Genomic DNA, 13,058 nt, shown 5'->3' with positions numbered 1-13,058 from the left:
CTCTTTTGCTAATTTCGCTTTCTCTTCAGCTATTCTTTTTTCTTCAAGCTCTTTTGCTTTTCTAGCTTCTTCTTTTAATCTTAATTCTTCTTTTCTTTTTGCTTCTGCTAACTTTTTCTCTAAATCTTTTTTAGTAGGTAATATTTTTTCTAGCTTTTTCTTTATTTCTTGAATTTTTTCTTTTTCTTTCTTATTAACATCATCAAGAGTAGGTCTTTTTGTTAAAGTAAGAACTTCTTCATTCTTTTCATTTTTAACCAAGTCTTTTTTTATCTTGATATTTTTCTTTTCTTCTAATTGTTTTTTTGAAAGATTTATATATTCATATTCTATGGGTTTATCTTTTTTTACATTTAATTCTATATTTTTATTGTATAAATTTTTAACCAAGCCAACTTTTTCTACAACAGGATAAATACCATTATTTTCAAATATTATTTTATTTAAATCTTGTTCTAAACTGACATAACTAGGATAAATACCATAAACCAATTTAATAAGCTGTTTATTTTCACCATAACTAAAGAAAAAAGATTGTTCATACATTTCATTAAACTTTATAAACTCTTCAACTTTTTCATTCTTTGTAAATGAAGAAACATTAATAGTGAAATAATTATCATTAGAATTTAAAAACTTATTTTTAAAAGCTTCATTTGTTAAAAAATCTTTTCTTTTTATTTCTTGTCTAATTTTTTCTACAACTTTTACTTTTATTTTTGGTTTTACTTTCTTAACTTTTACTTTTAAACCATCTTTGTATTTATTGTATAAAGATTTTATCTCTTTTACTTTTTTAATTCTATATGTTTTATTTAAATCTTTTGTTTCTAATATTTTTAAATACTCTTTTGCATCTTCTAAGGTTTTAAAGTTATTATGAGCAACTCTAGTTTTGATATTATATTTTTCTACAACATCATATGAAAATGAATTCGTATCAAAATTATTTGCTTTAATGAAATCAAAAGATTCATAAATATTACCAAAATCAGATATTTCAATCATAAAACTCTCATCATCAAAATTTAAAAAGTTTTCTAAGAAGTTATTAATATTTTCATCAATAGATGGCTTAGGTAAAGGTATTTCCATCTCTTTTTTTTCTATTTCTTTTTCTAAAATATCTTCTTTATCTTCTACTGTTTCTTCTTTCTTAGAGTCTAAAGATATTTTAGTACCATCTTTTACAAAAATATTCTTTTTATAATCACTTTTAGAAAAATCAATAAACTTCGTATTTTCTGGATCTACATCAAAAAATGTGGCTAAGTCACCAGTAATTTCTAGAATATTAAAGAAGTCAGTAGCATGACTCTCTTCATATTTAACTAACTCAGTTTCTGCAGAATTTAATTGTTTTTGTCCTTGAAGTAAAATTTGTAAATCTTGTTCCCCAAGTTTAAATGCATCCCAGTAGGCACTAACCATTTTTCTTGATGCTTTAATTTCTACAATAGTACTTTTCAATGCTTCTCGAACAGATTCAACAGAAGTATGTATTTTTGATAAATTCCATTTTAATTTTCGTTTTTCTTCTGATAATCTATATTTTAAATCTCGGATACTACTAGTAGCTTCTAAAACTTTATTTTTATCTCGTCCACCATTAAAGATATTGTACGACAATTTAAACTTTCCATTTAAATCATTTGTTTCTTCTTCTAAATCTTCTTCATCCATTGTTTTTTTATATGATAATTCAAAATCGACTTGTGGTTTGAAAGATGATTCCAATTTCTTTTGTTTAAACTTCTCAGCTTCAATACTTTTATAATAATTAACTAAATTTCTATTTTTTTCTAAAGATCTTTCAAACAAATCATCAAAACTACTAATATTTACATCAAAATTCATTTCATAAGGTAAAGTTCTTTCAAAATCTATACCCGCTATATACTCATAATATCTTAATGACTCAATAAACTTTGATTTTACTTTTACTAACTTTGTCATTGCATTTGCAACACTTGCTTTTATTGAAGTTAAATCACCAATTGATGCCGCGCCATTATCATATTTGATAGTAACTATTTCTAAAATTTTATTTAGTTTTTTCATATTTCGTTCATTTACCATAACTGAACGATTTGCAAAAACAACACCAAAATAAGCTTTGATAGATTTTTTTATTTCTGAATCTAAGGTAATTCTGTATTGGTTTTTTGCAACTTCAAGCTTTTTAGCAACACTTTTGACATCATAATTTGTTGCTCCACCTGAATAAATATTTTGCCTTAAAACAAATTTATAGTTTTTATCATTAAAAAATTTAAACTTACCAGTATCATCTGTACCAGGGAAAGTTCTTGTTCTACCTAAATTATATTCAAAATCTAGGGTAGGATAATAATTAGATAAAGCATTTTTAACTTTTATCTCATATTGAATAACTTTTTCTCTTGAAGATTTTAATAAATCACTATGAGACAAAGTCTCTAAAACTGTATCTATTAATTTTACTTTTGTATATTTTGAAGTATCTATATCTGCTTCATATGTATCTAGTTTCTTAGGTTTTAAAGAAGGAATATCTTCTGCTAATTCTTTTTTAACTGAGTTTAAAGGTGTGATTTTTCCTTCAATTTTATTCAATTTTTTAGGCTCTTGTAGATTTAAATTTCCATCTTTATCATCTAATGCATTTGACGATGTTAAAATAAATAAAAAGATTAAAAAATATCGTATTAAAATTTTTTCCACTATCTTTTGATCCTAATAACTAAATATCCATTTTGTTCATTGATTTCTTCTTTAACTTTTGTACTAGCTAATAAATCAATTCTTACATCTTTTTTCTCATAACCCAGTTTTCTGATTAGATTTCTAGCGCCAATTGACCTTGCAAGAGATATCTGTTTTGCAATAGTAGCACTTGCTTGACCTTTAATATCAGCAGCATTTATAAATACTTTATGTTTTTTATATTTTGTTTTTATATCTTTTATAAAATCTTTCAGCTTCTTTGTAATTTCATTGTCAAAAAAGATTTCATTACCTTTAAATGTAACTACAAAATACTCTTCAGCTGCAATTATTGCTTGCTTTGATTTTTTATCATCATCTTTTCTATTTGCAACATCAATACCACCAGCTTCAATTTCTGCCTCTTTTTTATCTTTTGCCTTAACGACTCTTTCTTCAATGATTTTTTTGAGTCTTACTATCTCTTGTTGCATTTGCTCATAAACAACAGGTGGTTTAGGTTGCTTTTGAGTAGGAGCTTCAGTAGTAGATTCACTTTGTTTTACCACTTCTTCAGTAATTTGAATTAACTTTGGATTATCATTTAAAATTAAATCATCTGTAGCTATAGAACCAGTATATGAAACTTTATATTTAAACTGTGCATAGTATCCTAGATTTACTAGAACAACCAATAAGAATAAAAGCATAACCAAAATAACCGATGAAAAAATATCAACGAATGCAGGCCAAGGGTTAAACTCTTCTTCACATCTTTTAGACATATATTAATAAACCTAATTCATTATTTTGATTCTAATTTTTCAATTCTATTATTCATAGTATTGACTAACTCTAAAAGCAACTTATTATTCTCTTCTTGTAGTACAAGACTTTTTTTAACTGATCGATGTTCAGCTAAAATTACATTTGAAATTTCTTGAAGTGATTCCTCCATCATCGATGCATTTGAAAATTGATTTACATTTAGCTCTCTAAGGTTATTTACAACACTCTCTAACAATACAGATTCTTTTTCACTACTTCTATTTGTATTTGATAAATTTTCAGTAATTAAATTATATATATCTTCAGAAGATTTATTAGATTTCTCTAACTTATCAGTAAAGTCTCCCATTGTATCAACAAAAACATCCATAAAACCATTTGGAAGGTTCATAGCGTTACCACTTCCACTTTGTGAAGTTGTAGTTAGACCTAAGTTTGCGACTTGGCTATCTTCTAATATATCAGAAGACTGACTTTCAATAATCTTACCTTTCATCCAATCTTCAACGTCATCTAAGAAAGCTGCTTGGTTTCTTGTTAAAATATATTGCATTACATTTAAGATAACAGCTGAAGCTACTCCAAATAATGACGAAGCAAATCCTATTGACATACCTCCAAGAGGTCCAGAGAAGTTTGTCATTACTTCTCCAATATCAATATCATCTCCACCAAAAGATAAAATAATTGCACCCATCTCATCAATTGCAACTAGAAGACCAGTAAATGTACCAAAAAGACCTAACATAAGTGATGTTCCTACGAAGAAACTTGTATATCCTTTTTGATTAAAGAATTGGTCTGATAACCATTCACTTACATCTTTTGCTTCACTTTGAGTAAAGTATAAAACTCCCTTTTTAGCCCGCTTATTAAACATGTGAGCAATCGTTGCTGGAAATACTCCTGTAATACCTTGCAAATAGAACTCTAAAGCTTGACCTTTTTTATATGCCAAAATTCCAAATGTTCCAGAAAGCATTGTAAGTTTTATAGCCGCTTGATAAAGTATTAAAAGTCCAATTGAGAACATTGTAAGAATAGCAACATTAAAAGTTAAAGTTGCCATAAAAAAGGCTGTAACTAAATCAATATTTGAAAAAATTAAAAAAACTAAAAAAAGAATAAATATAAAATATATTTTTAATATTTTAATACGTCTCATCTATTACCTTCTAAAACATAAACAGTAATATTGAAATTACTAAACCAAGAGCAACTGTAGTAACTGTTTTTGTCATATTATCAACAATATTAACAAATGCACCACTACCAGCTACTGTTTCACCAAGAACAATAACACCAATTATATTTCCATTTATATCGGATAACTTATGAGCTGCCCTAAAATATGTATCGTCAACAGAGTATCCAATATCTAGCAGATTTTTATACTCTTCTTTCCCTGACTCTATAATCTTTCCAAAAAACTGTCCATCATATTTTAGTTCTTCAACATAAATAGAATCAAGAACTTTTCTATATTTTCCATTTCTTGCTTTTATTGATAATTGATTTAACATTCTTTCTTCAAGTAAAACAAGAAAAATTGTATCATCACGAGAATATTCTTGCTTAAAATTCTGAATTTCTTCTCTTAATTCTAAAATACCTATTAAAATGTCATCTTTAAGTATTGGCTCAATATAAACATAAAAAATACCATCTTGTAAAACTTCAACACCATATGCCTTCGCTTTAGAAGATATTACAGAGTTTATACTGTTTCGATATTGATTAACTTGATTGAGTATTGGATAAAAACTAATTTGTAATGTTTCAAATCCTGTTTTTCTAAAATTTACATTGTATTCAGAAATTTTATTTCCGACAGCAATTAAATCATTTTTTTCAATATTATCTATTAAAAAATTATTTGTTCTTAAAGTAAGTAATATTTTTTTGAAATTTTCTTCTTTTTTTAATACTCTATTTTTGTAATTTTTTACATAGTTTGTAGAAATATTTTGATATACATCTTTAGACACATTTTCTGTTAAATGTGTAAGAATATATAAACATAAGAAAATACCAGCGATTGAAAGAACCCCAAGGATAGTAAACCACAACCCTTTATTCTTTTTTAAATCTTTTAACGAATTTTGAAGAAATTTAAAGAAGCTAAACATAAAAACCCCGATTGTAACTTAAAAGTGATTTATAATAGTGAAATTTAACTTTCATTTTAATGAAAAAATAACAATTCTAGCTAATTAACTGAAAAGTTATTTGATTATTTTTATTTTATTGTTCTATTAATGCATTTTTACCAATATTCTTCAAAGGTTTTATAATATATTGTAATATTGTTTTCTTTCCAGTTAATATATTTACATTTGCAACCATTCCAGGAAGAATTGGTAAATCAGGAGCAAATTGATTAGCATCTGCTTTTACTTTTACTAAGTAAAAAACATTTCCGTTCCTATCCTCAAAAGAGTCAGGTGAAATTGAAATTAATTTTCCATTCAATAATCCATATTTTGAAAAATCATATGCTGTAATTTCAACAGAAACTTCTTGACCACTCCATATCAATGCCCTATCAGAAGTATTAACCCTTGCTTCAATAGTTAAAGAATCTTCAAGAGGAGTAATTTCAGCCATTTTATCACCAGCTTTTACAATACCTCCAACAGTATAGAAATAAAGTTTGTTTATAACACCATTTACAGGAGAAACAACCTCTTTTCTAAGTTCTCTATCTGTATTTGCTTTATTTCTTTCTATTAACTTATTTATTTCAGCTTTTATTGCTGAATATTTTTGCAAATGTTTTGATCTAATATCAGATTTTACAGTTTTGATTTTTCCTCTTGCCTCTTGAATTTCTTCTTTTATTATAGGAATACTATTTCTAGTTTCAGAAAGTTTTGTAACAATACTTTGTTTTTTTGAAAGTTCACTAATATACTCTTTTTTAGATACAACTTTTTTCTTATAAAGTGATTCTAAAATTTTCATATTTGCTTGTGCCAAATTTAGTTCTAGACTTAAATTGTCAAATTTAGTTTGAGCTTCTTTTAATTTGTATTTTTTTTGCTTTAATTGATCATTCGCAATTTTTATTTTGGTTTCCCTATTTTCTAAATCTTCATTAAAAATACGTTTTTCATTTTCAATAATATCTGGAATATTTGAAATAAGTTCTTCAGGAAATAATATTTCTTCTTTTTCATCAATAGAAGATTTTAATCTAAATGCACTAGCTTTAAAAGCTAATAAATCAATCTCTTTTGATTTTAAATCAGCTTTAAAAAATTCATTTGAAAGAGTATAAATAACTTGACCTTTTGTTACTGTGTCACCCTCTTTCACTCTTATATTAGAGATTATTCCGCCTTCAAAGTTTTGTAGTATTTTTGTCTGTCCTGAAGGTACAACTTTTCCTGAACCTCTTACAACTTCATCTATTTCACTTAAAAAAGACCAAGTGATAAATGCAATAAAAAATAACATAATGGGAATAACTGAGACATAATAATTCCATTTTGTTTCTTCAAATAATTTATTGTTCATTTCTCTTCTTTTACTTTTTTTGTTGTAGTGCAAATAGAACTTTTTCTTTTGGACCATCAGCTACAATTTTACCATTGTTTAAAACAATTACTCTATCTACAAGTTCTAATGCTGCAAATCTATGAGTAATAACTATCAATGTCTTATCTTCTAATATTTGTTTGACATGTGTGATTAAAGTTTTTTCTAAACCAACATCTAAACCTGTTGTAGGTTCATCTAAAATCACTATTGGAGGATCATTTAAAATAGCACGTGCTAGAGCAACTAAATGTCTCTGCCCTACAGAAAGATTGTTTCCTCTTTCTCCTACTTGTAAACCATCTCCTTGTCCTGATTTTTTAACAAGTTCATCTAACCCTGTTAATTTAATCAATGCCATCATTTTTTCTTTACTTATAGGGTTTGACAACTCAATATTTTCTTTTAATGAACCTGAAAACAAAAATGGTTCTTGGGGCATTACACCGACATTTTGTCTAACTTCTACTGGATGTAAAGTCGATATTTCATGTCCATCTAAATATATACTACCATTAGTTGTGCTATCTAGACCAGTTAAAAGTCTTAAAAATGTAGTTTTCCCAGCTCCTGTTTGTCCAATAATTCCTACTTTTTCACCAGGTTTTATTTTTAGATTACAATTTTCTAAAGAGGCATACTTACTATTTCTATAGAAAAATCCAACATCCGAGAACTCTATTTCACCTTTTAATTTGCCAATACCTATTTCAACATTTTTTTCATTTTCTAAAGGTAGATGCCAAAATTCATTTATATTATTTAAAGACTCTTTTATCTCTTTAAATCTAATTACCATCATAGAAGTTTGAATAACTGGAACCATTGCACGACTAGAAAGAATTGTAACAGCAATTAATCCACCTACAGTCAAACTCTTATTTGCAATTTCAAATACACCTACAACAATTACAGCCATAGTTACAAACTGTACAACTGTTTGAGATAAATTCATTGAAAAAACATTTAAAGACTGTATCTTATGACCTATGTTATCAGTAACTGCGACAAGGTTTCTCCAATTAAATAGTTTAGTTGAGCTTGCATTTGAAAGTTTAATTATCTCACTTCCTTGTATTGTTTCCACTAAATAACTATTTTTAGATTGAATATTTTCAATATTTTTTTTACTTAATTCAGATATTGGTATTTGCATTATTACATTAAAAATTATAATTACGATTGCAACAGCTAAAGGAACAGCAGCAACTGCCGGAGAAATGATATATATAACAATTATTGCAATGAAGAAAAAAGGTAAATCTATTATTTGAAGTATAGATTTTGTAGCAAAAAAGTCTTTTATCTGATTTAATTCTCTAAAAAGATTTGCTTTTGAACCAACAAGCATATTATCATATTCTGATTTTATATTAAGCATTCTTTTCATCAATTCTTCTTCTAAATATACTCCTAGTTTTTTACCAACTTTTTCAATAATATGATTTCTAACACTTTTAAAATATATATCAAAAAGAAGTATAATAATTACACCAGAAGCAAGAACAAATAGCGTTTCTGTTGCATTATTGGGTACAACCCTATCATATACACTCATAGTAAAAAGAGGTACGGCCAGAGCAAATACATTGATAAAAAATGTTAAAAATCCAATCTCAACATACGAACGCCAAAAAGTTTTAACTGGTTTCCAAAACCAATTTTTAGAACGTGTTCCATCTAAAAGCTTTTCTTTTTTTGGGTCTCTAAATATTAAAATTGCTTTTTTAAAATGTTTTAAAAAACTTGGATTTTCTTTTATTTGTTCATTTGATATAGGATCATATAAATATATATCTCTATCTTTTTTTATAAAGACAAAAGGCTTATCATTTTTATCTATGACAATACAAGGGAAAAAGTGATTTGGTATATCAGAAGCATCAATATCTTTAAGAACTGCAGTAAGACCTACTTCATTAGCTACATCAATAGCTATTTCGCTAGTAAACCCTTCATTTGATACAGCAGAAAGATTTAAAATAGTTTCAATAGAGATATCCCCAAAATAAAAATCTAATACATATTTTAAAGAATAAAGAAGAGGAAAATCCTCTCTGTTTTTTTGTTCTTGTATCTCTATATTTTTTTCTTTATTTAATATTTCTTCCAAATATTTACCTATATCTATTTTATTTTTATTTTAAAATTACTAAAAAGTTTATCATAAATAGACTGAAATACGCTATCCCAGACTCTTGAAGTTTTTTGTCTAAATAGTTTTGCACTAGGATACCAAGGTGTTGTTTCACCTCTGTTTCCCCATCTCCAATCAGGTACTTTCTGTAAAGGAATCCATACAGGAACATCTAATGCGCCAGCTAAGTGTGCAACTGAAGTATCAGAAGAGATAACTAAATCTAACTCTTTCATCAAACTTGCTGTTTTTGAAAAATCTGTTAATTTATCAGTTACATCTATTATTTTATCTTCAAATCCAAGTTTTTTAATATCTTCATTTTCTGGTCCAACTTGTAAAGTGTATACATTTATTTTATTACTATTTATAATTGGTTCAAAATATTTCAAATCAAATACTTTCCCATCATAGCTTTCACCTGTTATTGAGGCACTCCAACAAATTCCAATATTAATTTTTCCTTTTTCTTTTTTTACTTCAAGCTCTTTATCTTTTAAAGCAAAAAGATAAGGATTTTGTTTTGGTAAATCTTTATTTGTTTTCATATTTAAAAGTTTTGGCATACTCATGATTGGTAAATGATAATCAAATTCTGGTGTTGCTTCATTTCTATGTGTTAAGACATCAATTTCTTCAATAAATTTAAAAAGTTCTTTTAATTCATCTCTACATTTTACTGCTATTTTACAAGGAAACTTTTCTTTAAATTTAGGTAGAAATCTTATAAACTGAATAGAATCTCCAAATCCTTGTTCAGAGTGAAGAATAATAGTTTTATCTTTTACATCTTCAGTTCCTGAAAACATAGGTTTTGAGAAAATATCTTTATTTTTAATAATATGAGGAATCATCTCCTCTTTTTTAAATCTCCACTCATACTCTTCCCAACCATTTTTATAATCACCCTTTGCTAAATACATTGTAGATAAGTCAAAGTGTGCATTTACAAAATTTGGGTCTAATTCTATGGCTTTTTTATATGAATCTATTGATTTTTTTACTTGTCCTAGATATTTATATGAAGTTCCTACATTACTGTAAGCATTTGAACCATTTGGTTCTAACTCTATAGATTTTTCATGCAGTTTTGCAGCTTTTTTATATTCATAAAGTTTATTATAAACATTACCTAAATTTGTATAGGCACCACCATTTTTAGGATTTTTCTCAATAGCTATATTTAAAGCATCAATTGCTTCATCATATTTTTTTAATTTATTAAAACAAGCTCCAATATTACTATACAATTCATAGTATTTAGGGTCAATTTTAAGTGCTATTTTAAATATTCCAATTGATTCTTCATATTTTTTTTGTTTATATAAAATAACACCTATATTATTCACTGCCTTTGCAAAATTTGGATTTACTCTTACTGCTTCTTTATAAGATAGTATTGCTTTATTATTATCTTTTAGTTTTTCATATACCATACCTAAACTATTGTAGGCATGAAAGTTTTTTGGTTCTATTTTTATTGCATCACTATAAACTTGAATAGCTGCTTTATAATTACCAGTATCTTTTAATAAGTTTCCTAAGTTATTATATGCAAATATATATTTTGGATTTAAATTTATTGCTTTTACATAATTTTGATATGCAGTTTGCCTGTCGCCTAAAGCTTTTAATATAACACCTAAGTTTACTAAAGCTTCAACATTTTTTCTATCAAAACTTAAAATTTCTTCATATACTTCTTTTGCTTTTTCAAAATCTTTTTTATTATATAACTCATGTGCTTTTGAGAATAACTCTTTTATACTATTTTTCGTCATTTTTATCTCTCTTCATTGGATGGTAATTTGAATCTGTAACTTCTATCATTTTATTAACTTTAATATCTATATTATTATGTATGCAAAGCATATTTACCGATACTATATTTCCAAATATATTTGTTTTATTTTTAAAATAATTATCTTCATTAAAAAGTCTTGGTAGATGCCAATATATCTTATAATCTAAAGATTGAATTAATTCAATTAGCTCTTTTGATTTCTCTTGTCTATCATTTTCTACATATAAAAAAGGTTTAAATTTTTCAATAGTTTTTTTTGAGCCTTTTATAACATCACTTTCCATACCTTCAACATCAATTTTTATTAACTTCAAGTTTTTAACTTCATCTATAAAACTATCTAGTTTTAATTGTTTTATTGGCTCACCATCTTTAAACTTATCAATACTTATTCCACCGAAGTTTCCACTTTTTTCATAATTAATAGGTGGGATAAAAAGAGTACTACTTTTACTACCTAAAGCATTTTGATATGTAAATACATTAGTCATAGAATTCAATGCAATATTTGCATTAAGAGTTTGAAAAACAATTCTTTGAGGTTCAAAAGCTAATACTTTTCCTTTTTCTCCTACAAGTTTAGAAAACACTTGAGTATGAGTTCCTATATTTGCTCCAACTTCAACTACAGTATCATTATCTCTACAAATTTGTTTAAATAATTCAACTTCAAGTTCTGAAAACTCACCATACTTTTCTATAGAATGACCAATATATTGATCATTTATATTGTAAAGGCAAAGACCATTTTTGGCCTCTACTAATTTATTAAAATTTTTATTCACTTATCTTCCTAAACATCTATTAAATCAATTGTTAATGTAGAATCACCTAAATCATAAGTTGTGTTATCTTCTATACTAGTCGTTGTTGTTACAGTATCATATTCGTTTCTTTCTGTTCCAGAAATTGTATCAGTAAACTTGATTAAATCAACTTGAGTTGATGTTAATGATAATGTTAAGTTACCATTAGTTTCACCAGTCCAAGATTTAATTAGAGCATCAGTAAATTCAAATTCTGTATCACCATCTGCTGTAACTAAATTTAAACCTGAAATATCTAAGTTTTCTATATTTGTAAAAGATAAGGCATGTCCAAACTCTTCATCTGCTGCAATTGAATTAGATGTTCCATTTAAATCAACTGTATCAGATGTCCCTGATCCACCATCAATTGTAAAATCATCAATATTTGTAAAGTCTAAAGTGAAGTTGTCATCTCCACCTAAACCATTAATATTTGTAGATTCATCACCACTTAGTGTTATAGTGTCTGCAACACTTGAAAGATTTAAGTTTTCAAAATTTCCAAGTTTACTAAAATCTAAATCTCCACTTACTGCACTACTTCCAAATGATAAGCTATCTGTTCCACCTGCATCTGAAATAGTTCCAAACTCACCAATAAAATTATTAAAGTCAATAGTATCATCAAAATTAATCGTATCATTACCATTACTTAAATTTAATGTCTCAAAATTACTTATTCCATCTACAATATCATCTGAATCAATTGAACCAGAATTTGTGAAAGATAAAGTATCATTTCCACCTGCACCATCTATACTGTCCGAAGCAGTAAGATTAGAAACAGTCGTTTCAACAGTTTCTCCTACTGATGTTCCTGTAATAGTGTTTCCACCACTTGAATCAACTATAGTTAATGAGCCACTTAAAGAGTTACTAACGCCACTCAAGTCTAAATTTTCTCCTGTACCAAGAGTTATATTAAGATTACCAGAACCATTTAAAGTAATAGTTCCACTTGTTTCTAATGGACTTAAGAAATCATTCATATTAGATGCAGTAATAGTTCCTGTATCAGAAATTGAAACATTTTCATCTCCTAATCCAGTTATCCCATTTGAATCATATATAGTATTTAAATCACTTAATGAACCAGTAATATCTGTTAAAGATGAAGCATCAACATTAACCGAAGTTTTTCCATCTAAAGCATTTATATCAACTGCTGTAGCACTTACACCACTAATAGTCAATGTTAATGAATCAGAAGCACTTGCATTACTTAGATTTGTATTTAAATTTGAAGCTGTATCACTTGACACGGTTGCTGTCACTATCCCACTTGTATTTCCTA

At 26.8% G+C, this 13,058-nt stretch carries 9 protein-coding genes; all 9 read right to left on the bottom strand.

Features of this window, described 5'->3' with window-relative positions; all coding sequences use genetic code 11:
* Positions 1-2,703, bottom strand: a 2,703-nt coding sequence (locus BT997_RS15170) for a TolC family protein (RefSeq protein WP_083568796.1), incomplete at its 3' end; no start/stop codon positions are given.
* On the bottom strand, positions 2,703-3,470 hold the full coding sequence (locus BT997_RS15165; RefSeq protein WP_072682773.1) for a hypothetical protein: 768 nt from the start codon (positions 3,468-3,470) through the stop codon (positions 2,703-2,705). The genes BT997_RS15170 and BT997_RS15165, both read right to left, overlap by 1 nt.
* 20 nt (positions 3,471-3,490) lie before the next feature.
* A complete protein-coding gene (locus tag BT997_RS15160; protein ID WP_072682772.1) occupies positions 3,491-4,639 on the bottom strand; it encodes a hypothetical protein in 1,149 nt (382 codons plus the stop codon).
* 10 nt (positions 4,640-4,649) lie between these two features.
* On the bottom strand, positions 4,650-5,603 hold the full coding sequence (locus BT997_RS15155) for a hypothetical protein (protein WP_072682771.1): 954 nt from the start codon (positions 5,601-5,603) through the stop codon (positions 4,650-4,652).
* Positions 5,604-5,718: 115 nt separating this feature from the next.
* Entirely contained in the window at positions 5,719-6,993 is a 1,275-nt protein-coding gene (locus BT997_RS15150; RefSeq protein WP_174247259.1) for an HlyD family type I secretion periplasmic adaptor subunit, read from the bottom strand.
* 10 nt (positions 6,994-7,003) lie between these two features.
* Positions 7,004-9,127, bottom strand: coding sequence for a type I secretion system permease/ATPase (locus BT997_RS15145; RefSeq protein WP_072682769.1), 2,124 nt, complete (start codon positions 9,125-9,127; stop codon positions 7,004-7,006).
* 14 nt (positions 9,128-9,141) lie between these two features.
* Positions 9,142-10,932 (bottom strand): tetratricopeptide repeat protein, encoded by a 1,791-nt coding sequence (locus BT997_RS15140; protein ID WP_072682768.1) that lies wholly within the window; start codon positions 10,930-10,932, stop codon positions 9,142-9,144.
* Positions 10,919-11,740, bottom strand: a complete 822-nt coding sequence (locus BT997_RS15135) for an FkbM family methyltransferase (protein WP_072682767.1) — start codon at positions 11,738-11,740, stop codon at positions 10,919-10,921. The genes BT997_RS15140 and BT997_RS15135 overlap by 14 nt, the downstream gene beginning before the upstream one ends.
* A gap of 8 nt (positions 11,741-11,748) precedes the next feature.
* A partial coding sequence (locus BT997_RS15130) for a hypothetical protein (protein WP_258239503.1) occupies positions 11,749-13,058 on the bottom strand: 1,310 nt, incomplete at its 5' end.

It is taken from the genome of Arcobacter sp. LA11, from assembly GCF_001895145.1.
Classification (GTDB): Bacteria; Campylobacterota; Campylobacteria; order Campylobacterales; family Arcobacteraceae; genus Halarcobacter.
The sequence above is the reverse complement of the archived record's forward strand: the minus strand, read 5'-3'. Positions and strand labels throughout refer to the sequence as shown.

Coding starts and splice junctions, on each gene's coding strand:
- BT997_RS15165 (WP_072682773.1), bottom strand. CDS start 3,470: ATGTCTAAAAGATGTGAAGAAGAGTTTAACCCTTGGCCTGCATTCGTT.
- BT997_RS15160 (WP_072682772.1), bottom strand. CDS start 4,639: ATGAGACGTATTAAAATATTAAAAATATATTTTATATTTATTCTTTTT.
- BT997_RS15155 (WP_072682771.1), bottom strand. CDS start 5,603: ATGTTTAGCTTCTTTAAATTTCTTCAAAATTCGTTAAAAGATTTAAAA.
- BT997_RS15150 (WP_174247259.1), bottom strand. CDS start 6,993: ATGAACAATAAATTATTTGAAGAAACAAAATGGAATTATTATGTCTCA.
- BT997_RS15140 (WP_072682768.1), bottom strand. CDS start 10,932: ATGACGAAAAATAGTATAAAAGAGTTATTCTCAAAAGCACATGAGTTA.